The sequence below is a fragment of the Tsukamurella sp. USMM236 genome (genome assembly GCF_037148755.1).
Classification (GTDB): Bacteria; Actinomycetota; Actinomycetes; order Mycobacteriales; family Mycobacteriaceae; genus Tsukamurella.
In genome coordinates, this window is record NZ_JBBCSS010000002.1 from 778953 (window position 1) to 801937 (window position 22985).

Here is a 22985-nt window from a genome sequence, read left to right on the forward strand (position 1 = left end):
GTGCTTCACGGTGTGCTCATGTCTTCAGCTCGATTCCTTCATCTCCGAGTAGGTCGGCCTTGGGAAAGACCTACCGTCTTCAGACCGCTCATAATCATAGCGCGTCCTGGCAAGTCGTTTCGCCGAGGGAGTCGTCGAGCGGTCCGGAGACGCGCAGCGCCCGGCGGAACGCGTTCCGCTTGCGCGCGAGCTCGTGGCACGACGGGTCGTCGTGCAGCCACGCCCCCCGGCCCGGGAGGCGGCGCCGCGCGTCGACCACGACGGTCCGCGCACCGTCGTCCGCGGCGGGCGCGACCACCCTGATCAACTCGCCCGCGGGCGCCCGGCGCCGGCACCCGATGCAGGTCCGGACCGGTGCGCTCACTTCGGCTCGGCGCTCTCCGCGTCCGAGCGGATGTCGATCCGCCAGCCGGTGAGCCGGGCGGCGAGGCGGGCGTTCTGCCCCTCCTTGCCGATCGCGAGCGAGAGCTTGAAGTCGGGGACCACCACGCGGGCGGCCTTCTCCTTGGGGTCGACGATGGTGACGGACACCACCGACGACGGCGACAGGGCGTTGCCGACGAAGACCGCGGGGTCGTCGTCGTAGGAGATGATGTCGATCTTCTCGCCCTCGAGGTCGCTCATCACGTTCCGCACGCGCTGCCCCATCGGTCCGATGCACGCGCCCTTGGCGTTGAGACCCGAGACCGAGGTGCGCACCGCGATCTTCGAGCGGTGCCCGGCCTCGCGCGCCACCGACGTGATCTCCACGCTGCCGTCGGCGATCTCGGGCACCTCGAGCGCGAAGAGCTTCTTCACCAGGTTGGGGTGGGTACGCGAGAGGGTGATCTGGGTGCCGCGCTGGCCGCGGCTGACGCCGACGACGTAGAACTTCATCCGGTCGCCGTGCGCGTAGGACTCCCCCGGCACCTGCTCGGCGGGCGGCAGCAGGCCCTCGTGGCCCTCGCGCTCACCGCCGATGCGGACCACGACGAAGCCACGGGCCGCGGCGCGGGCATCGGCCTGCACCACACCGGAGACGACCTCGCCCTCGTAGACGGCGAACTCGCCGAAGGTGCGGTCGTTCTCGGCGTCGCGCAGGCGCTGCGTGATGAGCTGGCGCGCCGAGTCCGCGGCGATGCGGCCGAAGCCCTCGGGGGTGTCGTCCCACTCGGTGATGATGTTGCCGTCGGCGTCGACCTCCTGGGCAAGCACTTTCACCTCGCCGGTGCGCCGGTTGACGTCGATCCGCGCGTGCGGCTGATGCCCGTCGGTGTGCTTGTACGCGGTGAGGAGGGCCACCTGGATCGCGTCGATCACGGTGTCGACCGAGATGTCCTTCTCCGCCTCGATCGCCCGCAGGGTCGCCATGTCGATGTTCATCTAATCCTCTTCTTCTTCGGCGTCGTCGCCAGTCAGATCTGCGGGTTCGGCGCCGGGGAGCACCCGGCCCGGGGTGATGCCGGAGAGCTCCAGCTCCACGGGGTTGGGCTTGCGGAACTCCACCCGCGCGGCGGCGGCGGCCACGTCGGCGAGCGCGAGGTCGCGGGTCGTCGGAGCGCGCCCCTTCGCCCCGGGCAGGACGACGGTGACCGTCGTCCTGTCGTCCGCGAGCGGCCCGATCCGGGCCAGCAGGTTCGTGCCGTCGGCCAGCTCGATCGCCGCCTGCCGGCCGCGGGCGCGGCGCCAGTGGCGGGGTTCGGTGAGCGGGCGCTCCGCGCCGGGCGTGGTGACCTCGAGGGTGAACGCCTGGGCGCCGAAGACGTCGTCCGCGTCGTCGACCGCGGCGGACAGCGTCCGCGCGACCTCGGCCAGTTCGTCGAGGGTCGGGCCCGCGTCGCTGTCAACGACGACCGCGATGGAGGACTTGGTGCCCGCGTTGTTGATCTTGACCCGCTCGAGATCGAGCCCGGCCGCGTCCAGGTGGGGCGCGATCACGGCCTTCACCGCCGATTCGTCGTAAGCCATACGCGCCTCCCTGTGAAATTGTCACCGGACGTGCCCGGTGTCGAACGCTGCGGCCAGTGTACCCGGGCGCGCCGTTAGACTCGCCCCCGTGATCGCCCTACCCCCGCGCCGCGGCATCGACCGACGCACCGCCCTCACGTCCGTCCTCCTCGCGGGCGGCGCGCTCGCGGGCGGGACGGCGCTGACGGGGTGCACGACGCCCGCGGACCGCGCCGACGATCCGCAGGCCGTACGGCTGCAGGCGGCCGCCGCGCAGGCCCAGGCCGACGCCGACGCCGCCCGCGGCCTGGCCGTGTTGGACGGCGCCTCCGGACCGCAGCTGCGGCTCATCGCCGATCAGCGCGGGCAGCACGCGTCGGCGCTGGCCGACGAGTTGTCGCGGTACGTCGAGCGCCCGACCTCCGTCACCGCCGCACCGTCGTCGACCCCGGCGGCCCCCTCGCCTCTGTCCCGGGCCTCGCTGCACGCCCAGCTGACCCGCTCGGCGAAGGACGCGGGCGATGCGGCGGTCGCCGCCTCCGGCTATCAGGCCGCCCTGCTCGGCTCCGTCGCGGCCGCGACCCGCGTGCACGCGGAGGTGGTGCTCGCATGACCCCCGCCCAGGACGCCGTGGCCGCCGCCCTCCAGTCCGAGCACGCCGCCGTGTACCTGTACGGCCTCGTCGAGGCCTACGCCGCGCCGACTCGGAAGGCCGAGATCGCGACCTATGCCGCGGAGCACCGCTCGCAGCGGGACGCCCTCGCCCGGGTACTCAGCGCCACCGGCGCCGAGGTCCCCGTCGCCGCCCCCGCCTACGCGCCGCCGGAGCCGGTCACCGACCCCGTCAGCGCCGCGAAGGTGGCCGCCGCCGTGGAGGACGACTCGGCGGCCGCGCATCGGAACCTGCTCTCCCGCGCCGACGGTGACGGGATCCGGCACCTCGGCGTCACGGGCCTCGGCGGGGCCGCGGTCCGGGGCGCCCGGTGGCGGGTGGCACTCGGGGTCTCCCCCGTGACCACCCCCTTCCCCGGCATCCGCACCTGACGTTCCGTTTACGGGCCTTTACACTCGGGGGATGACGTCCAGTGATCCCCAGCAGCCCGGCGACGGGACCTACGACCCGACCGCGATCCGCCCGGTGGAGCCGAATCCGTCCACGCCCGACCTGACGAAGCGCGACGGCGATCAGAACGTCGGCGGCGATCCCGACGCCGCGACCACGGTGCACCAGACCGCGCAGCCGGATCCCTACGCCGCGCCCTCGGCGTACACCCCTCCGGCGGACCCGTACGCCGCGCCCGCCGATCCGTACGCGGCGCAGCAGAACCCGTACGGCGCCCCGGCCGATCCCTACGCGGCGCAGCAGAACCCGTACGGCGCCCCCGCGGATCCCTACGCCGCGCAGAACCCGTACGCCGCGCCGCCCCAGTACCCGGGCCAGGACCAGTTCGGTCAGCAGCAGTACCCCGGCCAGGCGTTCCCGGGCCAGCAGCCCGGATACCCCGCGTACCCCGGGCAGCAGCCGGGATACGGCGGCTACCCGGGCCAGCAGCCGCAGACGGGGACCAACGGCCTCGCGATCGCCTCGCTCTCGACGGGCATCATCGCGTTCCCGTTCTCGTGCATCCCGTTCCTCGGTTACGGCTCGATCTTCATCGCGATCGCGGCGATCGTCATGGGCGTGATCGCCATGAAGCAGACCAAGCAGACCGGCCAGCAGGGCCGGGGCCTGGCCATCGCCGGCGTGGTGCTGGGTGGCGTCTACCTGGCCCTGTTCGTGATCGGCCTGATCTTCGGCATCGCGTATGTGGCGACCGACGGTTTCGGCAACGGCTCCGATTTCCTGCTCACGCTGCTCGGCTGAACGCAGACCCCCGAGGGGCCCGCACCGATCCGGTGCGGGCCCCTCGTGGTTGTCGACTACTTCGCGGCGGCGACGATCTGCGCGGCGGCGTCGGCGACGGGGATCTCGCGGGACTCGCCGGTCAGGCGGTCCCGGAGCTCGACGACGCCGTCGGCCCAGCCCCGGCCGACCACGACCACGGTCGGGACGCCCACCAGCTCGGAGTCCTTGAACTTGATGCCGGGCGAGGCCTTGCGGTCGTCGAGCAGCACCTGCAGGCCGGCGGCGTCGAGCTCGGCGGCCAGCGACTCGGCGCCGGTCCAGGCGCCCTCGTCCTTGTTCGCGATCACCACGTGCACGTCGAACGGGGCGATGCCCTTGGGCCAGCGCAGGCCCTTGTCGTCGTGCTGCTGCTCGGCGATGACGGCGACGAGGCGCGAGACGCCGACGCCGTAGGAACCCTGGGTGAGGCGCACGGGCTTGCCGTTCTCGCCCAGCACGTCGACCTCGAAGGCGTCGGTGTACTTGCGGCCCAGCTGGAAGATGTGGCCGATCTCGATGCCGCGCGCCGACTGCAGCACGCCCTTGCCGTCGGGCGAGGCGTCGCCGTCGCGGACCTCGGCGGCCTCGATGGTGCCGTCGGGCGTGAAGTCGCGGCCCGCGGTGAGGTTCACGACGTGCTGCCCCGGCGCGTCGGCGCCGGTGATCCAGGCGGTGCCGGTCACCACGCGCGGGTCGACGAGGTAGCGGACCTCGTTCTCCAGCAACGCCTTCGGGCCGATGTAGCCCTTGACGAGGAACGGGTACTTCGCGAAGTCCTCCGCCTCGATGAGCGCGACCTCGGTGGGCTCCAGCGACGCCTCGAGGCGCTTGAAGTCCACCTCGCGGTCGCCGGGCACGCCGACGCCGAGGAGCTCCCAGTCGCCGCCGGGGGCACGGGTCTTGACCATGACGTTCTTGAGCGTGTCCCCCGCGACCACCTCGCGGCCGAGGACGGAGGCACCGTCGGCGGCTTCGTTCGCCCAGGCGACGAGCGTGTCGATGGTGGGCGTGCCGGGGGTGTCGAAGACCTGCGCGGCGGGCAGGCCGTCGAGCGGGATCGCGGACGGCGCGGGCGTGACCACGGCCTCGACGTTCGCGGCGTAATCCGACTCGGTCGAGTGGACGTAGGTGTCCTCGCCGACGGGGCTCACCGCGAGGAACTCCTCGGAGGCGCTGCCGCCCATGGCGCCGGACGTGGCGGAGACGATGACGTGCTCGACGTTCAGGCGCGCGAAGATCTTCTGGTACGCGGCGCGGTGCTGGGCGTAGGCCTCGGAGAGGCCCTCGTCGGTGGTGTCGAAGCTGTAGCTGTCCTTCATGACGAACTCGCGGCCGCGGAGGATGCCCGCGCGGGGCCGCTCCTCGTCGCGGTACTTGGTCTGGATCTGGTACAGGATGACCGGCAGGTCCTTGTACGAGTTGTACTCGCCCTTCACGGTGAGGGCGAAGATCTCCTCGTGGGTGGGGCCGAGCATCATGTCGGCGCCCTTGCGGTCCTTCAGGCGGAAGAGGCTGTCGCCGTACTCGGTCCACCGGTTGGTGGTTTCGTAGGGCTCGCGCGGCAGCAGTGCGGGCAGCAGGATCTCCTGGCCGCCGATCGCGTTCATCTCCTCGCGGACGACCTGCTCGACGTTCCGCAGGACCCGCAGGCCCAGCGGCAGCCAGGAGTAGACGCCGGGCGCGATGCGCCGCACGTAGCCGGCACGGACGAGCAGCTTGTGGCTGGGGACCTCCGCATCCGCGGGGTCGTCGCGGAGCGTGCGCAGGAACAGCTGGGAGAATCGGGTGATCACGACGCCACAGCTTAGTGTGTCCGGTGTGCTGATCCTGCTTCCCCCGTCCGAAACCAAAGCCGGCGGCGGCTCGGGCGCGCCCCTCGACCTGGGCGCGCTGACCTTCCCGTCGCTCACCGCGACCCGCGAACGCCTCCTCGACGCCCTCATCGCCGTCTCGCAGGACGACGGTGCCGCCCGCGCCGCGCTGGGACTCTCGGACGGGCAGACCGACGAGCTGGAGCGCAACCGCGCGCTGCGCACCGCCGCCACCCGGCCCGCGATCGAGCAGTACACGGGGGTGCTCTACGACGCCCTCGACGTCCGCGGGCTGACCAAGGCGCAACGCGCGAAGGCCGACGCCCGCCTGGCCGTGGGCTCGGCTCTGTTCGGGACGGTGGGCGCGCAGGACCCGATCCCCGCCTACCGGCTCTCCTCGGGCTCGAAGCTGCCCGGCCTGGGCACGCTGGCGGCCGCCTGGAAGCCCGCGCTGGCCGAGGCGCTCGCCGCCGCGGACCGCGGCCTCGTCGTGGACCTGCGGTCCGGCGGCTACGCGGCGCTGGGCCGGGTGCCGGGGGCGGTGACCGCCACCGTCGTGACGGAGAAGGCCGACGGCTCGCGCTCCGTGGTCTCGCACTTCAACAAGCACCACAAGGGGCTGCTGGCGCGCGCGCTGGTGGTCAGCCGCGCCGAGCCCGGCGACGCGCGGGCCGTGGTGAAGGTGGCCGAGAAGGCCGGCCTGCGCGCGGAACTCTCGTCGCCGACCGAGGTCACGATCGTCACCGCGGGGTGACTCGGGCTCGCCGCTAGTCCTCGTCGAGGCGGTGCCGCCGGGCGCGGCTGACGCGCTCGGCCTGCGCCGAGGCCTCGGGGTGGTGCATGGCGTCGGGCTCGGGCAGCGCGTGCCGCCCGCCGTTCGACGGTGCCTCCGGCTGGTGGGCGGCGGGCGGGCGCTGGATCGGCGCGCTGGGCCGCTGCACGGGGCCGCTCGGGCGCGGCCCGGGACCGCCGGGCTGCGGCGGCGCCTGCCGGCCGGGGCGCTGGATCGCGCCGCTGGGCCGTTGGACCGGCGGGCCCGCCGGACCCTGCGGGCCGGGCACCGGCCCGCTCGGGCGCGGCATCTGCCCGCTGGGACGCTGGATCGGGGCGCTCGGGCGCGACACCTGACCGCTCGGGCGCTGGATCGGCGCGCTCGGGCGCTGCCGGGCGTGCGGGGGCACCGGGGGCCGGTACTGCGGGTCCGCCGCGGGGCGCGGGGGCTGCGGCGGGCGCGGCAGGTCGGTGCTCTCGCGCTGGATCGGGCCCGACGGCCGGGCGACGCCGGCGAGGCCCTCGCCGGGCTGTCCGGTGCGGGGAAGCGGGTCACTGGGGTGGGAGTACGCCTGCTGCGGCTGCGGCGGCGCGACCGGGGGCGCCTGCGGCGGCTGCGCGGCCGGTCGGTGCTGCACGGGTTGCTGCGCGGGCTGTTGCCCCGTGGCCTGCGGGCGCTTGATCGCGCGGAAGCGGTCGGTGAAGTACATCGGCTCCGGATCCCCGGGCTTCTCGTTGTACGCGCGGTCGAAGTCCTCGCGGCGCACCGCCGGGAACGAGCCGGACGTGACGTCGCCCTCGAGGGGCTCCCAGTCGTCGTCGACATCGTCATCGTCGTGGTCGAACGCCTGCGCCGGGAAGGAGGTGGACGGGATCGATCCGCCGGACTTGCTCGATTCCTGGGCGGCCTGCCCCTCGGCGACCTCCTCCGGGGTGAACCGCATGAAGGGCACCACGACGAGGCCGGCGAGGATGAGGATCGCGGCGCAGGCGATGAACGCCAGGCCGTATCCCGACGCCAGCGCGCTGCGCTGCGCGTCGTCGAGCATCTCGTGGGTGATCTCGCCCTTGGTCGGGCCGCCCTCCTTCATGATCCGGGAGGTCACCAGGACCTGCACGGAGGCCAGGCCGACGATGCCGCCGATGTTCTGGCACACCTCGACCAGCGCGGACATCGGACCGGTCTCCGACGGACGCACCCCGGCCAGGGCGCAGATCGGCAGCGGGATCATCGCGAAGCCCACGCCCAGGCCGATGAGGAAGACGGGCAACCCGATGTACGGGAAATAGCTGACCGCCGACGGGTCCTTGGTCATGAGCGTCGGCACGTAGAGGCACGGCAGGAAGACGATGAGGCCGCCGATCGCGACCAGCCAGCGGGCCTGGAACTTCAGCGCGAGCTTGGACGAGATGGGGGCGGCGATTCCCATGCCCACGGCGAACGGGATCAGGGCCAGGCCGGACTGCAGCGGGGTGTATCCGAGCACCTGCTGGAAGGTCTGCGCGACGTAGAAGCCGAGTGTCGGGATCAGGGCGCCGCAGACGAGGATGGCGACCATCGCCGCCACGCGGTTGCGGTTGTGGAAGAGCGAGAACGGCAGGATCGGGTTCTTGGCGGTGCGCTCCACCACGAGGAACGCCGCCAGGCAGACCACGCTGACGGCGCCGGCGATGTAGATACTCGCGCCCTGCCAGTGGGACTCCGGCCCCATCGTCAGGGCGTAGACGCCGGCGACGCAGCCCGCCACGGCGAGGAAGGCGCCCTTGATGTCGAGGGCGTGGCGACGCTCCGAGGTCGACTCCTCCAGGGCGATGACGGCGCCGATGACGCACACGATGCCCACGGGGACGTTGATCCAGAAGACGAAGCGCCAGTCCCACGTCGCGAGCAGGCCGCCGGCGACGAGGCCCGACACCGAGCCGAGCCCGGCCATCGCGCCGAAGATCGCGAAGGCCTGGTTGCGCGCCTTGCCGGGCGCGAAGGTGGTGGCGATCAGCGCCAGCGCCGTGGGGCACGCGATCGCGGCGAAGAGGCCCTGAGCGGCGCGCGCGACGAGCAGCGACGCCTCGTTGGTGGCGAAACCGGTGAGCAGGGAGGCGAGGGTGAATCCCGCGACGCCGAGGATGAACATCCGTTTGCGCCCGAAGGTGTCGCCGAGGCGCCCCCCGAGCAGCATGAAGCCGCCGAAGGTGACCGCGTAGGCGCCGAAGACCCAGATCTTGGCGGCGTCCGAGAGGTGCATCGCGTCCTGGATCCGCGGCAGCGCGACGAAGACGACGGTGCCGTCGAGGACGGCGAGGAACATCATGCCGGAGAGGACGACGATGGCGACACCGAGAGCGCTGCCCTTGACGCGGTACGTCTGCGCCGGGGCCCCGGGGGCCATCGTTGAGGTCATGGAGACCGAGGCTACCGGCTGAGAGAAGTCGCGAAGAAATCGCTCACGCCGGTTTTCGGGTCGTGTCGCCCGGCCGGACGCCCCAATGCGTGCACTCAGCAATCATCGGAGCCGGCGCTTTCCGCAGACCAGGGACGGTATCGGGCGCGATCGGGCGTGACACCTGTGGCGCTCGCTCACATCTCGGACGACACGCCGGGCGCGGGTGCCCTCAGTCCTCGAGGCGGTGCCGGCGGGCGCGGCTCACGCGATCGGCCTGCGTCGTCTGCTCGGGACGATGCATGCCGTCGGGCTCGGGGGCCGCGTGCCGGCCGCTGCGCGCGCCAGCTGCGGCTGCCTCGAACTGCGGCTGCAGCCGGTCGGCGCCGGGGCGCTGCACGGCACCGTCGGGCCGCGGCGCCGGCGGGTCCGCGCGGTACTGCTGCGGCGCGGGGCGCGGCGGGCGGTAGTCGGGGACGGACGCCCGGGGCGCGGGCGGTACCGGCGGGCGCGGCAGGTCGACGCTCTCCCGCTGGATCGGGCCGGACGGGCGGGCGATGCCGGCGAGGCCCTCGCCCGGGCGGGCGACGGGACGCGGTAGCGGATCGCTGGGATGCGAGTAGGCCTGCTGGGGGGCAGTCGGGGCCGGGCGGGTCAACGGGTCGCTCGGCTGCGAGTACGCCTGCTGCGGGGCCGTCGGCTGCGGGCGCTGCTGCGGCCGGGCGACGGGTACCTGCTGCGTCGGGGGCTGCGGAGCCGCGGGCTGCGGGGCGGCCTGCGGCGGGCCCGGCTGGACCCCGAGGCCGGCGAGCGGGGAGACCGACTCGTCGACCTCGGCCCGCTTGATGGCCCGGAAGCGGTCGGTGAAGTACACCGGCTCGGGATCGCCGGGCTGCTCGTTGTAGGCGCGGTCGAAGTCCTCGCGGCGGATCGCGGCGAAGGAGCCCGACGTGACGTCGCCCTCGAGGGGCTCCCAGTCGTCATCGACGTCGTCGTCATCGTCCTCGAAGGCCTGGGCCGGGAAGGACGTGGACGGGATGGCACCGCCGGACTCGCTGGACTCCTTGGCCGCCTGGCCCTCGGCGATCTCCTCCGGGGTGAAGCGCATGAAGGGGACGACGACGAGGCCGGCCAGGATGAGGATCGCGGCACACGCGATGAACGCGAGGCCGTAACCGGAGGCCAGGGCGTGGATCTGGTCGCCGGTCAGCGAGTCGTGGCGCAGGTGCCCGGTGGTCGGACCGCCCTCGGCCATGATCCGCGAGGTCACGACGACCTGCACCGAGGCGAGGCCGATGATGCCGCCGAGGTTCTGCGCGACCTCGATGAGCGCGGTCAGCGGCCCGATCTCCGACGGGCGGACGCCGGCGACGGCGCCGAGCGGCAGCGGCACGACGGCCATGCCCACGCCGATGCCGATGAGGAACACCGGGATCGCGATCTGCGGGAAGTAGTCGATGGTGGCCGGGGCCTTGCTCATCAGGGTCGGCACGTACAGGCAGGGCAGGAAGACGATGAAGCCGCCGAAGGCGACCAGCCACCGCGCCTGGAAGCGGCGGACCAGCGAGGCGCTGATCGCGACCGCGATGCCGAAGCCGATGGCGAAGGGCAGCAGCGCGAGGCCGGACTGGAACGGGGTGTAGCCGAGGACCAGCTGGAAGGTCAGCGCGACGTAGAAGCCGAGCGTCGGGATCAGGGCGCCGCAGACCAGGATCGCGAGCATCGCCGCCACGCGGTTGCGGTTGTTGAACAGAGAGAAGGGCAGGATCGGGTTCTTGGCGGTCCGCTCGACCCAGAGGAACAGGGCCAGGCAGACCGCGCTGACCACGGCGGCGACGTAGACCGACGTGCTCTGCCAGTGCGCCTCGGGGCCCGCGGTGAGGGCGTAGACGCCCGTCACGCAGCCCGCGACCGCGAGCGCGGCGCCCTTGACGTCGAGGGCGTGCCGACGCTCGGCCACCGCCTCGTCGAGGGTGAACCAGCCGCCGATCGCGCAGGCGATGCCGACGGGGACGTTGATCCAGAAGATGAGTCGCCAGTCGATGGTGGCGAGCAGGCCGCCGGCGACCAGCCCGGCGATCGAGCCGAGGCCGGCCATGGCGCCGAAGACGGCGAAGGCCTGGTTGCGCGCCTTGCCCGGCGCGAAGGTGGTGGCGATCAGCGCGAGTGCCGTGGGACCGGCGATCGCGGCGAACAGGCCCTGGCCGACGCGCGCGGCCAGCAGCCACGCCTCGTTGGTCGCGAATCCCGCCAGCGCGGACGCCACGGTGAAGCCGATGACGCCGAGCAGGAACATCTTCTTGCGGCCGAAGGTGTCGCCGAGGCGGCCGCCGAGGAGGAGGAATCCGCCGAAGGTCAGCGCGTAGGCGCCGAAGACCCAGACCTTGGTGGCGTCCGAGAGGCCGAGGGCGTCCTGGATCTCCGGCATCGCCACGAAGACGACGGTGCCGTCGAGCACCGAGAGGAAGATCATGCCGCACAGGACGAGGATCGGGATGCCGACGGCGCTGCCCTTGACGCGGTACGTCTGCGCCGGGCTGGAGGGCGCCATCGTGGAAGTCATGATGCCCGAGGCTACCGACTCCCCCGGCCGATCCGGAAGTCGAGAACGGTAACAATTGTGACGAGAGTTATTGAAGTGACAGTTTTCGCTTCTGCGAAAATCCCCTGAATCGGGCGATTCGCGCAGCCCAGAGCGCTGTTCCCCGCCTCGGTCGAGGTTTCCCGCGTGGGGGCGTCACATTTCGCCGACACACACGGAAACCCACACCCGGGGATGCGAGTCAGTCGCCCAACGCCGCCGTGAAGCCGGCCGTCGCACCCACGACGAGCACCGCGGGCGGCACGACGTTCGCGGTCGCGGCGTCCGCCGCGATGGTGGCGAGGGTTCCGCGGACCGTGCGCTGCCCGCCGGTGGTCGCGTTCTCGACCACCGCGGCCGGGGTCTCGGCCGGCCGGCCGCCCGCGATCAGGGCCTCGGCGATCGCCGCGAGCCGCTCCACCGCCATGAGCACCACGACTGTGCCGCGCAGCCGGCCGAGCGCGTCCCAGTCGACGAGGCTGTCGGGATGCCCCGGCGCGACGTGGCCGGAGACGACCACGAACTCGTGCGTCACGCCGCGGTGCGTCACCGGGATGCCCGCGGCCGACGGCGCGGCGATCGAGCTGGTGATGCCCGGGACGACGGTGACCGGGATGCCCTCGGCGGCCAGCGCCTCGAGCTCCTCGAAGCCGCGACCGAAGACATAGGGGTCGCCGCCCTTGAGCCGCACCACGAACTTGCCCTCACGCGCACGATCGATGAGGACCTGATTGATGGCCTGCTGCGCCATGGCCCGGCCGTACGGCACCTTCGCGGCGTCGATGACCTCGACGTGCGGGGCGAGCTCCGCGAGCAGGCGGGGCGGGGCGAGCCGGTCGGCGACCACCACGTCGGCCAGCCCGAGGAGCGCCCGGCCGCGCACGGTGATGAGGTCCGGGTCGCCCGGCCCCCCGCCGACGAGGGCCACGCCCTCGGGCTTGCGAGTGGGGCGCGCGGCCTCGTCGCCGGTCAGGACGGCGCGCAGGCTGTCGCGGACGGCCGCGGACCGTCGGTGATCCCCGGACGCCAGGACGCCCACCTGCAGCCCGTCCGTGGCGACGGTGGCGGGGGTGACGGCGGTGCCCTCGCGGGCGAGGTCGACGCGGACGCAGAAGGTGCGCTGCACCTCGGCCTCGGCGACGACGGCGGCGTTCACCGCCGGATCGTTCGTGGCGGCGAGGGCGTACCAGGCGCCCAGGAGGTCGCCGGAGGCGTACTCGCGGCGGTGCCAGACGATGCCGGGCGTCGATTCGACGGCGGGCGTGGCCTCGGGCGCGATGACGTGGACGTCCGCGCCCGCGGCGAGGAGGACCGGCAGTCGCCGCTGGACGACGGTGCCCGCCCCCACGACGACGACACGGCGCCCTCGCAGATCCAGACCGACGAGGTAGGGATCGTGCGGGGCGCCGTGGCTGTTCATTCCGCTCAGCTTAGTGAGCGGCCTCCGTCACTACGCGCGCGGCTCGGCGTGCTTGGTGGCGGTGTGCACGATGTCGTAGTACACGGCCTTGTTGGAGGCCTCGGGGTACACGCGGTACGTGAACTCCTTCTCGGTGAGGGTCACGATCTCGACGGTGCGCTTGTACTGGACGCTGCCGTCGGCGTTCTTGGCGACGATGGTGCGGGTCTTGCCGTCGGGCGAGACGGTCCAGTCGCCCTTGCCCTTGGCGGAATCGTCCAGGTTGTAGAGGGTGAAGGTGCCGTCCTTCTTGAAGTAGGCCCAGCCGACGTAGTTCTTGACGTTCTTGTCGGTCAGCGCGACCTTGGCGCCCTTCGCGTCCTTGGCGGCGGTGGTCTCCCACGCGGTCGAGGCGAGGATCGCGCTCGGGGTGCCGGCCTTGACCGGGGTGGGCTTCGAAGCCGACGGCTTGGCCGACGCGCTCGCCGAGGCGCTGGTGGAGGGCTTGGCGGAGGGCTTCGCCGACGCGCTGGGCTTGGCGGAGGAGGAGGGCGAGCCGGGTGCGGCGTAGGAGCCGGCGGCGCAGGCGGAGGTGGCGACCACGGCGGCGGCGGCGAAGGTGACGGAGACGAGCTTGATCGACTTGTGCATGAGGCTTTTGTACAGGAAGCTCTCAGCCCGCGCGAGGCCCCCGCTCAGGGTGAGACGAACTCCTCACGCGACCGCTCTGACCAGGCGTTCGACCGCCTCGGGATATCCGGCAGGATGCACGTGCAGATACGAGGAGTGCACTGTGGGCGAAAGGAACCCATCGGTCGCGGGACGTCCGTCGCCGTCCCTCCACCCCCATGCCGGCGCGGGCCCCGCGGCGAGCGCGGTGCGATGGAACTCGTGCCCCGTCACGCGCTCGCCGGGCGCGAACAGCGGGCTCGCGCCGAGGGCGACGGCGTCACGGTAGCCCAGCGTCAGGCGCCGGGTGAAGGTCGCGGCACCCGGCACGATCCCGCACATGGGCACCCCGTCGAGCGATTCCGCGAGGTATAGCTGCCCCGCGCACTCGGCGTGGATCGCGCCCCCGGCGTCGACGAGGGCGCGCAGCTGATCGCGCAGCGCCGCGTTCGCCGACAGTTTCTCCGCGTACACCTCCGGGAAGCCGCCCGGGAGCACCACGGCGGCCGCGCCGCCGGGCAACTCGTCAGTGAGCGGATCGAAGCGCTCGACCCGAGCGCCGGCGGCGCGCAGCAGCTCCTCGTGCTCGGCGTAGCCGAAGCTGAACGCCGGGCCGCCGGCCAGCGCGACGACCGGCCCTCCCGCGCGCGCGACCTCGTCCGACGGTGACCACAGCGGCCCGTCCGCGACGGGCCGGGCCAGGGCGCGGATCCGCTCGACGTCGACGTGCCGCTCCACCAGCTCCGTCATCGCGGCGACCGCGGCGACGGCCTCCGCGCCGCGCTCCGCGGCGGGGATGAGGCCGAGGTGCCGCGCCGGCACCTCCAGCGCCGCGGCGCCGGGGACCGCGCCGACCGCCTCCAGGCCCGCGTGCGCGCAGGCGTCGCGCAGGACCCGCTCGTGCCGGGCGCTCGAGACGCGGTTGAGGATCACGCCCGCGAGCGCGATACCCGGCCGGTAGGTGGCGAACCCCGCGAGCAGCGCGGCGAGGGACTGCGAGTGCCCGCGGGCGTCGACCACCAGCAGCACCGGGGCGCCGAGGATCTGCGCGACGTCCGCGGTGGAGCCGATGCCCTCGGTGGCCGCGCCGCCGGGGCCGTCGACGATGCGTCCGTCGAACAGGCCCATCACGCCCTCGACGACCGCGATGTCGGCGTCGCGCGCGCCGTGCCGGTACAGCGGCGCGATGCGCTGCTCCCCGCAGAGGATCGCGTCGAGGTTGCGGCCGGGCCGACCGGTCGCGAGGGCGTGGTAGCCGGGGTCGATGTAGTCGGGGCCCACCTTGAACGGGGCGACGGTGCCGGTCCGCGCCAGCGCGCCCATCAGCCCCGTCGCGATGGTCGTCTTGCCGCTGCCCGACGACGGTGCGGCGATGACGACCGCGGGAGCTACCACTCGATCCCTCTGTTCTCCCCGGCCACCGCGCCTCCCGGGACACGGGAGCCGTTCGTCACCACTCGATCCCCCTCTGTCCCTTCCTCCCCGCATCCATCGGGTGCTTGATCTTGGTCATCTCGGTGACCAGGTCGGCGGCGTCCATGAGCGCCTGCGGCGCATCGCGGCCGGTGATGATCACGTGCTGGTTCCCGGGGCGGTTCGCCAGGGTCTCGACCACTTCGTCGACGTCGATCCAGCCCCACTTGAGCGGGTAGGTGAACTCGTCGAGCACGTAGAACCGGTGCTGCTCGGCGCCGAGCCGGCGGGCGATCTCCCGCCAGCCGTCGCGGGCGGCCTCGGCGTGGTCCTGCTCGGCGTCGTCGTCGCGGCGCAACCAGGACCAGCCCTGCCCCATCTTGTGCCACTCGACGGGACCGCCGGCGCCGGTGCGCTCGTGCAGCTCGTTCAGCGCGAGCATCGTCTGCTCCTCGCCCACCTTCCACTTCGCGCTCTTGACGAACTGGAAGACGCCGATGTCGAAGCCCTGGTTCCACGCGCGCATGGCCATGCCGAACGCGGCCGTCGACTTCCCCTTGCCCGGCCCGGTGTGCACGGCGAGCAGCGCCTGGTTGCGGCGCTGCCGGGTGGTCAGCCCGTCGTCGGGGACCGATTCGACCTTGCCCTGCGGCATGGCGTCACTCCTTCGGGTCGGGGCGCTTACGAGACTTCAGTCCAGCGAGGCGCGGCGACGACTATCGCCGCGCCGCCCGCCAGGATTCGACTTTCGGAACATACGTCAGGCGACGCGGGCCAGATCCTGCGGGCTCAGGCCGCCGAGCGGGAGCATCGGCGCGCCGAGTGCGGCCGCGACCTTCGCCGCGAGGCCCAGCCGCACCATCGAGGTCTCGCAGTCCACGACGACCGTCGCGCGACCGTCGGCGTGCAGCCCCGCCGCCGCGGCGAGCGCGCGCGGCAACGGATCCCGGCCGGCCGTCGCGCGACCGTCGGTGAGCACCACGACCAGCGGGCGCCGGGCGTCGGGCCGCAGGTCCTCGCGGCGCAGCAGCTTCCGCGCCTCGATCAGGCCCTCGGCCAGCGGCGTCCGGCCGCCGGTGCGGGCCCGCGCGAGCCGGGCGACGGCCACGTCGACGGAGCGGGTCGGCGGCACGAGCAGGGTGGCCTCGGCGCCGCGGAAGCCGATGACGGCCACCTTGTCGCGCCGCTGGTAGGCGTCGCGCAGCAGCGAGACCGCTGCCTCGCCGACCAGCGCGATCCGCTCGCGCGCGGCCATCGAGCCGGACAGGTCCACGACGAAGACGACGAGGTTGCCCTCGGTGGCCTCGCGGATCGGCGACCGCAGGTCCGACGGCGCGAGGTGCAGCGGCCCGTCGACCCGGCCGCGCGCGGCCTGCGCGGGGGCGGCGGCGCGCAACGTGGCGGCCAGGTGCAGGCCGGCGCCCGTGCCGGCGGGCGCGGCGCGCACGACGCTGCCGCGGTCGGAGCGCGACTTGGAGCGGCGGCCCGTCGCTCCCCCGGTTCCCGTGCCGGGCACGGTGAGCCGGCTGACGGTGCGGTGCCGCGCGGTCGGCAGCGGGGCGCCCTGCGGCTCCGGGTCCGGCGCGACTGCGTCGTCCTGCGACTGCGGTTCCGGCTGCCCGCCGTCGGGGCCGCCCTCGGGGCCACCGTCCGGGCCCCCGTCGTCGGGTCCGTCCGGGCCGTCGTCGTCGGGGTCGGGATCGTCGGCCTCGCGGGCGTCGTCGAGGGCGCGGTCGAGCTCGGCGTCGTCGAGGCCGGGCTCGTCGAACGGGTCGCGGCGCTTGCGGTGCGGCAGTGCGAGGGCCGCGGCGACGCGGACGTCGTCCTCGGTGACCTCGGCGGCGCCGCGCCACGCGGCGTGGGCGCGGGCGGCGCGGGCGATGACCAGGTCGGCGCGCATGCCGTCGACGTCGAAGGCGGCGCAGACCGCGGCGATGCGGCGCAGCTCGGCGTCGGGCAGCGCTACGGCGGGCAGCCGGTCGCGGGCCTCCGCGATGCGGCGCGCCTGCTCGGCGTCGGCGGCGGCGTACTCGGCGGCGAAGGCGGCGGGGTCGGCCTCGAAGGCGAGGCGGCGGCGCATCACCTCGACGCGGGCGTCCACCTCGCGGCTGGCGCGCACGTCGACCGCCAGGCCGAAGCGATCCAGCAGCTGCGGCCGCAGCTCCCCCTCCTCGGGATTCATGGTGCCCACCAGGACGAACCGGGCCGGGTACGAGCGGGAGACGGCGTCCCGCTCGACGGTGACCCGCCCCATCGCCGCGGCGTCGAGCAGCACGTCGACGAGGTGGTCGGAGAGCAGGTTGACCTCGTCGACGTAGAGGATGCCGCCGTCGGCGTCGGCGAGCAGGCCGGGCGTGAAGTCGACGCGTCCCTCGCCGAGGGCGCGGTGCAGGTCGAGCGAGCCGACGACGCGGTCCTCGGTGGCGCCGATGGGCAGCTCGACGAGGCGGGCGGGCGCACCGTCGGGGCGGGGCGGCAGCAGTGGGGCGAGCGCGCGGGCGGCGGTGGACTTCGCGGTGCCCTTCTCGCCGCGCACGAGCACGCCGCCGACGGCGGGCGCGATGGCGCACAGGGTGAGGGCGAGCCGCAGCTCGTCGTGGCCGACGACGGCGCTGAACGGGTAGCGGTCAGACACCGGCGGGCCTCCTCATGGGGACGTGCGGGATGCCGTCCTCGATGAATTCGTCGCCCTCGCGGGCGAATCCGTACTTGGCGTACATGCTCTCGAGGTGCGACTGGGCCTCGAGCAGGCAGGCCCGACCGTCGAGTTCGGCGAGCGCCGCGGTCATCAGTTCGCCGATGAGGCCGCGCCCGCGGTGCGACGGTGCCGCGCACACCCGGCCGATCGCGGCCAGGCCGGGGCCCTCGTCGGTGACGCGCACCGTCGCGACCGCGACGTCGGTACCGCCGGGGGCGGCATCGTCGGGCAGCCAGAGGTGGACCGTCGACGGGGCGAGGTCGCGCCCGTCGACGTCGAGCCACGGGCTCTGCTGCTCGGCGATGAAGACCTCCGCGCGCAGCTTCAGCAGCGCGTAGAGGGTCCTCGCGTCGAGTTCGTCACCGGTGGCGCGGCGCACGGCGCTAGCCCTGCGCGTCGGCCTCGACGCCCGGCGACAGCTGCAGCGTGCGGTTGGTCCAGTCCCAGACCTGGCCGAACAGCTGCTTGTTGTCGTTGAGGGTGGTGCCGTACGACGGGATCATCTCCTGCAGCAGCGGCTTCCACGCCTGCATGTGCTTCGGGAAGCACTTGCTGAGGACGTCGAGCATGGCCGGGACGGCCGTCGAGGCGCCGGGCGAGGCGCCGAGCAGGCCGGCGATCGACTCGTCGTTCGCGGCGATCACCGCGGTGCCGAACTCGAGGTTGCCGCCGCCGGGGCCCTTGCGGATCACCTGGACGCGCTGGCCGGCGGTGATGAGCTCCCAGTCGCCGCCGGTCGCGCGGGGCACGAACTCGGACAGCGTCTTCACGCGGTCGGCGGGCGACTGCATGAGCTCGCCGATGAGGTACTTGGTCAGGCCCATCTCCTTGAGACCGACGGCCATCATCGGGAGCAGGTTGTTCGGCTTCACCGACAGCGGCAGGTCGGTGTACTGGCCGGCCTTGAGGAACTTCGGCGAGAAGCCGGCGTAGGGGCCGAACAGCAGGCCCTTGTTGCCCTCGATGACGCGGGTGTCGAGGTGCGGCACCGACATCGGCGGGGCGCCGACGGCGGCCTTGCCGTAGACCTTCGCGGCGTGGTGGTCGATGAGCTCCGGGTTGGTGCAGCGGAAGAACTGGCCCGAGACGGGGAAGCCGCCGAAGCCCTTGGCCTCCTTGATGCCCGACTTCTGCAGCAGCGGCAGCGCGCCGCCGCCGGCGCCGACGAAGACGAACCGCGCGTCCACGTAGGAGATCTCGTGGGTGCGCAGGTTGCGCACGGTCAGGCGCCAGCCGTCCTTGGTGCGCTTGAGGTTGGTGACCTTGGTGCCGAAGTGGACGGCGCCGCCCTTGCCCACGAAGTTGATCAGCTTCTTGGTCAGCGAGCCGAAGTCGACGTCGGTGCCGCCCTCGTACCAGTTCACGGCGACCGGGTCGCCGAAGTTGCGGCCCGCGGCCATGACCGGCAGGCGCTCGGAGAACGTGGCCGGGTCGGTGAAGAACTCCATGCCCTCGAACAGCGTCTGGCCGGACAGCGCGTCGTAGCGCTTGCGCAGGTACTCGACGTTGTCGGCGCCGTGCACGAAACTGGCGTGCGGGATGGGGTTGATGAAGTCCGACGGCTCGTCGAGCACGCCCGCGTCCACGGCGTACGCCCAGAACTGGCGCGAGACCTGGAACTGCTCGTTGATCGTGATGGCCTTGGAGATGTCCACGGAGCCGTCGGCGGCCTGCGGGGTGTAGTTCAGCTCGCACAGCGCCGAGTGGCCGGTGCCCGCGTTGTTCCACGGGTCGGAGGACTCGGCGGCCGCGGCGTCGAGGGACTCGAAGACGTTGATCGACCAGCTGGGCTCCAGCTTGCGGAGCAGGGTGCCGAGCGTGGCGCTCATGATTCCCGCGCCGACGAGCGCGACGTCCGTGCTGATCACGTTACGGGCCATCTGGTAGTTCACTCCTCGACGTGGGGCGGGGCCACGCATCGGCCCCCTTCTGCGCGAGAACCTTACTCCGGGGCCCTCCGGTGGCGCGCGGCACACCGTGCAGTACCACCGGACCGTCCGTGCGGTGCCACGCCCCGCCCCGCCGTCATTACAGTGAAGCCGTGGCGACCACTGAGCTGACCTACTCCCCCGACATCCTCGGCGACGACTTCGTCGCGCACACCTTCGAGCTGGGCCCCGACCCGGACGGCGAGCCGGGCGGCGACGTCGTGGCCACGCTGGTCAAGCACGTCGCCGGCCCCGCGGATCCCCACCACGCGGTGCTGTGGGTGCACGGCTTCTCGGACTACTTCTTCCAGACGGCGGTCGCGGAGTTCTTCGCGGACCGCGGTTACGCCTTCTACGCGCTGGACCTGCGCAAGTCGGGGAGGTCGCTGCGGGAGGGCCAATCGGCGCACTACGCGACCGATTTCGCCGTCTACGACGCCGAGCTCGACCTCGCGGTCGCGGCGATCGAGCAGGAGCACCCCGGCCTCGGCGTCGTCGTCGCGGCGCACTCCACCGGCGGCCTGATCACCCCGCTGTGGCTCGACCGCCGCCGCAAGGCGGGCCGCACCGCGCCGATCGTCGGCCTCGTGCTCGACAGCCCGTGGTTCGACCTGCAGGGCTCGGCGGTGCTGCGCGAGGTCGCGACGCCCGTCGTCAAGCTCATCGGCAAGGCCGTGGGCACCCGCGTCGTCCCGGTCGAGGCCGTCGGCGTCTACGGCCAGACGGTCCACTCCAGCGCGCACGGCGAGTTCGACTTCGACGTCCGGATCAAGCCGATCGAGGGCTTCCCGGTGCGCTTCGGCTGGCTACGCGCCGTCCGCGTCGCGCACAGTCTTCTGCACCGCGGCCTCGACGTCGGCGTCCCGTCGCTCGTGCTGCGCTCGACGAAGAGCTTCGCGCCCAAGGAGTGGAGCGAGGAGGCCGGCCGCGCCGACGTCGTCCTCGACACCCGGCAGATCGCGAAGTGGTCGGGCGCGTTGGGTGGGCGCCTCACGGTCGTGCCCGTCGAGAACGCCAAGCACGACGTCTTCCTCTCCGAGAAGGACGCCCGCGAGACCGCGTACGCCGAGCTGGGCGCGTGGCTGGCCCGCGAGATCGAGGCCTGACATGGCCGAGCGCGTCTTCGACCTCGTCATCATCGGTTCCGGGGCGGGCAACACCATCCCCGACGAGCGGTTCGACGATCGCAGCATCGCGATCATCGACAAGGGGCAGTTCAACGGCGCCTTCGGCGGCACCTGCCTGAACGTCGGCTGCATCCCGACCAAGATGTTCGTCTACCCCGCCGACGTCGCCGACGAGGCCCGCAACGGCGGCGCGGTCGGCGTGGACGCGGAGATCACCGGCACCCGCTGGGCCGACATCCGCGACCGGGTCTTCGGGCGGATCGACCGGTACGCCGCCGGCGGGCTGCGCTACCGCGAGGACAAGTGCCCCAACATCACCGTCTTCCAGCAGGAGGCGTGGTTCCTGCCCGGGTCCGGCGACGGGCTGCACCGCCTCGAGCTGGCCGACGGCACCGTCGTCACCGGACGCGACGTGGTGATCGCGGCCGGCTCGCGGCCCGTGATCCCGCCCGTCTTCACCGCCGACGGCGCGGCGCCCTTCCACACCAACGACACGATCATGCGGCTGGAGGCGCTCCCGGGGCGTGTGATCATCGTCGGCAGCGGCTACATCGCGGCCGAGTTCGCGCACGTCTTCGCCGGCCTGGGCGCCGAGGTCACCGTCGTGGCGCGGGGCGAGCGGCTGCTGCGCTCCCAGGACCAGACCATCTCCGAGGCCTTCACCGAGGCCGCCTCGTCGCGGTGGGACGTGCGCCTGAGCACCGAGGTCACCGCGACCCGGCCGGTGGGCGACGGCGTCGAGGTGGACCTCACCGACGGCTCGACGGTGGCGGGCGACGTCCTGCTCGTCGCGACGGGGCGCACGCCCAACGGCGACTCCCTCGCACTCCCTGCCATCGGCATCGAGCTCGACGGTGCCGGTCGCGTCCCCGTGGACGAGCACCAGCGCACCCCCGTCCGCGGCGTGTGGGCCCTGGGGGATGTGAGCACCCGGTTCCCGCTGCGGCACGTCGCCAATCACGAGGCCCGGATCGTCGCGGAGAACCTGCTGTCGGGGTGGGACTCCCCCGCCGCGACGTCCGATCACCGGTTCGTGCCGGGCGCGGTCTTCTCCCGCCCGCAGGTCGCGTCGGTCGGGCTGACCGAGGCGGAGGCGCGCTCCCGCGGCATCGACGTGGCCGTCGCCGAACAGCGGTACGCCGACATCGCCTACGGCTGGGCCATGGCCGACGCCGAGGGCGTGTGCAAGCTCATCGCGGACCGGTCGACGGGATTGCTGGTCGGTGCGCACATCGTCGGGCACCAGGCCTCGGCGCTGATCCAGTCGGCGATCACGGCGATGTCCTTCTCCATCCCGGCGCAGGAGTTCGCGCGCGGGCAGTACTGGATCCACCCGGCGCTGCCGGAGCTGGTCGAGAACGCGCTGCTGGGGCTGGCGAAGGACGCGTGATCCTAGGAGCTCCCCGGGGTAGAGTCACATGCATGACTCAGCATGATTCGAAGGTCCCCGGCTGCTCCAACCCGAACTGCACGTGCGAGAACTGCTCGTGCGGCGACAGCTGCACCTGCGGCAGCGACAAGTAGCCCGAGCCGCTCCGGGACGGCCGCGCGCGGGCGCGGTCAGTTCCGGAGCGTCCGCAGCGCGATCTCCGAGGCCAGGGCCGCGGGGGCGCGCAGCGGGAGCCAGTGGTCACCGTCGGGCACTTCGCTGAGCCGGTAGTCGGCCCGGAGGTAGTGCGCGGTGCCCTTGGCCTGCGCGGCGCCGGCGATGGCGTCGCGGGTGCCCCACACCAGTGTGGTGGGGACCTCGATCACGGGGCAGTCCAGCCCCTCCCCGCCCGGCGCGAGGTTCGCCCGGTACCAGTTCAGCGCCGCTGTGAGTGTCGGCTCGTCCGCCAGGGCGTCGATCCCGCCGCCGGGCGCCGTGGCGAGCAGCGTGCGCGCGTCGTTCGCGAGCAGCGCCTTCTCCGCCTCGCCGGACCGCAGGAACAGCTCCAGGTAGCGCGAACGCTGCCGCTGGTCCTGATCGTTGGCCATCGCGTCGCCGAACGCCGACGGGTGGCCGAACGAGACCGCCGTCAGGCTCATGGCGCGCAGCGGATAGGCGGCGGCGAAGTGCCACGCCACCGTCGCGCCGAGGCCGTGGCCGACGACGTGCGCGTAGGGCACCTCGAGCGCGTCGAGGATGCGCGCGGCGTCCTCGGCGAGGTGCTTCATCGTGTACTGATCGACCCCCACCGGGCGGGCGCCCGGGCTGTAGCCGCGCTGGCGGGGCGCGATGGTGCGCAGTCCCGCCTCGTGGAGGCGCTCCCGCACCTGGTCGAAGCACTCCTCGGTCTGCGGGAATCCGTGCAGCAGCAGTACGGGTACGCCGTGCTCAGACCCCCCGACCGACACGTCGAAGGTCCACGAGCCCGCGGGCACCTGCACCGTGTCAGCTGAATCGATCGGCATGGTGG

The 22985-nt window shown here is 73.0% G+C and carries 20 protein-coding genes; 6 read left to right on the forward strand and 14 right to left on the reverse strand.

Annotated elements, in window-relative coordinates; all coding sequences use genetic code 11:
- Positions 1-94: 94 nt before the first annotated feature.
- The 3 genes from WFK95_RS09665 to rimP are packed head-to-tail and all read right to left on the reverse strand — an operon-like array spanning position 95 to position 1947.
- Positions 95-364, reverse strand: a complete 270-nt coding sequence (locus WFK95_RS09665; protein ID WP_224649968.1) for a YlxR family protein — start codon at positions 362-364, stop codon at positions 95-97.
- On the reverse strand, positions 361-1362 hold the full coding sequence (gene nusA, locus WFK95_RS09670; protein WP_224649966.1) for a transcription termination factor NusA: 1002 nt from the start codon (positions 1360-1362) through the stop codon (positions 361-363). The genes WFK95_RS09665 and nusA overlap by 4 nt, the downstream gene beginning before the upstream one ends.
- A complete protein-coding gene (rimP, locus tag WFK95_RS09675) occupies positions 1363-1947 on the reverse strand; it encodes a ribosome maturation factor RimP (RefSeq protein WP_336670530.1) in 585 nt (194 codons plus the stop codon).
- Positions 1948-2035: 88 nt separating this feature from the next.
- Here rimP and WFK95_RS09680 point away from each other — a divergent pair, with 88 nt between their 5' ends.
- Genes WFK95_RS09680 through WFK95_RS09690 form a run of 3 tightly spaced genes read left to right on the forward strand, consistent with a single transcriptional unit; the run spans position 2036 to position 3790 of the window.
- Positions 2036-2539 carry a hypothetical protein gene (locus tag WFK95_RS09680; protein WP_336670531.1) on the forward strand — a complete coding sequence of 168 codons (504 nt, stop codon included), beginning with the start codon at positions 2036-2038 and terminating at the stop codon, positions 2537-2539.
- A complete protein-coding gene (locus WFK95_RS09685; protein ID WP_336670532.1) occupies positions 2536-2970 on the forward strand; it encodes a DUF4439 domain-containing protein in 435 nt (144 codons plus the stop codon). Before WFK95_RS09680 ends, WFK95_RS09685 begins: the two co-directional genes overlap by 4 nt.
- A gap of 31 nt (positions 2971-3001) precedes the next feature.
- Positions 3002-3790, forward strand: coding sequence for a DUF4190 domain-containing protein (locus WFK95_RS09690; RefSeq protein WP_336670533.1), 789 nt, complete (start codon positions 3002-3004; stop codon positions 3788-3790).
- 56 nt (positions 3791-3846) lie between these two features.
- Here WFK95_RS09690 and WFK95_RS09695 read toward each other — a convergent pair whose 3' ends face one another.
- Entirely contained in the window at positions 3847-5604 is a 1758-nt protein-coding gene (locus WFK95_RS09695) for a proline--tRNA ligase (RefSeq protein WP_336670534.1), read from the reverse strand.
- Positions 5605-5629: 25 nt separating this feature from the next.
- Between WFK95_RS09695 and yaaA the strand changes: the two genes are divergently transcribed.
- The gene (yaaA, locus tag WFK95_RS09700; protein ID WP_336670535.1) at positions 5630-6376 is read left to right on the forward strand and encodes a peroxide stress protein YaaA; all 747 of its coding nucleotides are present in this window, start codon (positions 5630-5632) and stop codon (positions 6374-6376) included.
- A gap of 13 nt (positions 6377-6389) precedes the next feature.
- On the opposite strand, the gene WFK95_RS09705 is transcribed toward yaaA, so the two are convergent.
- The 9 genes from WFK95_RS09705 to mqo all read right to left on the reverse strand — a co-directional run bounded on the left by WFK95_RS09705 (position 6390) and on the right by mqo (position 19411).
- Positions 6390-8792: an MFS transporter gene (locus tag WFK95_RS09705; protein WP_336670536.1), complete on the reverse strand. Its 2403-nt coding sequence runs from the start codon at positions 8790-8792 to the stop codon at positions 6390-6392.
- Positions 8793-9003: 211 nt separating this feature from the next.
- The gene (locus WFK95_RS09710; protein ID WP_336670537.1) at positions 9004-11334 is read right to left on the reverse strand and encodes an MFS transporter; all 2331 of its coding nucleotides are present in this window, start codon (positions 11332-11334) and stop codon (positions 9004-9006) included.
- A 220-nt stretch (positions 11335-11554) separates the two neighbouring features.
- Positions 11555-12772 carry a uroporphyrinogen-III C-methyltransferase gene (cobA, locus tag WFK95_RS09715; RefSeq protein ID WP_336670538.1) on the reverse strand — a complete coding sequence of 406 codons (1218 nt, stop codon included), beginning with the start codon at positions 12770-12772 and terminating at the stop codon, positions 11555-11557.
- A 30-nt stretch (positions 12773-12802) separates the two neighbouring features.
- Positions 12803-13402: a DUF4822 domain-containing protein gene (locus tag WFK95_RS09720; protein ID WP_224649945.1), complete on the reverse strand. Its 600-nt coding sequence runs from the start codon at positions 13400-13402 to the stop codon at positions 12803-12805.
- 63 nt (positions 13403-13465) lie between these two features.
- The gene (locus WFK95_RS09725; protein ID WP_336670539.1) at positions 13466-14815 is read right to left on the reverse strand and encodes a cobyrinate a,c-diamide synthase; all 1350 of its coding nucleotides are present in this window, start codon (positions 14813-14815) and stop codon (positions 13466-13468) included.
- Between the two features lie 55 nt (positions 14816-14870).
- Positions 14871-15488: a cob(I)yrinic acid a,c-diamide adenosyltransferase gene (cobO, locus tag WFK95_RS09730; RefSeq protein WP_224649941.1), complete on the reverse strand. Its 618-nt coding sequence runs from the start codon at positions 15486-15488 to the stop codon at positions 14871-14873.
- 105 nt (positions 15489-15593) lie between these two features.
- Complete coding sequence (locus tag WFK95_RS09735; protein ID WP_224649939.1) at positions 15594-17468, reverse strand: VWA domain-containing protein; 1875 nt, start codon at positions 17466-17468, stop codon at positions 15594-15596.
- Positions 17461-17910 (reverse strand): GNAT family N-acetyltransferase, encoded by a 450-nt coding sequence (locus WFK95_RS09740; RefSeq protein WP_336670540.1) that lies wholly within the window; start codon positions 17908-17910, stop codon positions 17461-17463. Before WFK95_RS09740 ends, WFK95_RS09735 begins: the two co-directional genes overlap by 8 nt.
- 4 nt (positions 17911-17914) lie before the next feature.
- Positions 17915-19411: a malate dehydrogenase (quinone) gene (mqo, locus tag WFK95_RS09745; RefSeq protein ID WP_336670541.1), complete on the reverse strand. Its 1497-nt coding sequence runs from the start codon at positions 19409-19411 to the stop codon at positions 17915-17917.
- Positions 19412-19572: 161 nt separating this feature from the next.
- Between mqo and WFK95_RS09750 the strand changes: the two genes are divergently transcribed.
- Both WFK95_RS09750 and WFK95_RS09755 read left to right on the forward strand, forming a co-directional pair.
- Positions 19573-20565, forward strand: a complete 993-nt coding sequence (locus tag WFK95_RS09750) for an alpha/beta hydrolase (RefSeq protein ID WP_336670542.1) — start codon at positions 19573-19575, stop codon at positions 20563-20565.
- A 1-nt stretch (position 20566) separates the two neighbouring features.
- Positions 20567-21976, forward strand: coding sequence for a mycothione reductase (locus WFK95_RS09755; RefSeq protein WP_336670543.1), 1410 nt, complete (start codon positions 20567-20569; stop codon positions 21974-21976).
- 170 nt (positions 21977-22146) lie between these two features.
- Here WFK95_RS09755 and WFK95_RS09760 read toward each other — a convergent pair whose 3' ends face one another.
- Positions 22147-22980: an alpha/beta fold hydrolase gene (locus tag WFK95_RS09760; protein WP_336670544.1), complete on the reverse strand. Its 834-nt coding sequence runs from the start codon at positions 22978-22980 to the stop codon at positions 22147-22149.
- Positions 22981-22985: the final 5 nt, after the last annotated feature.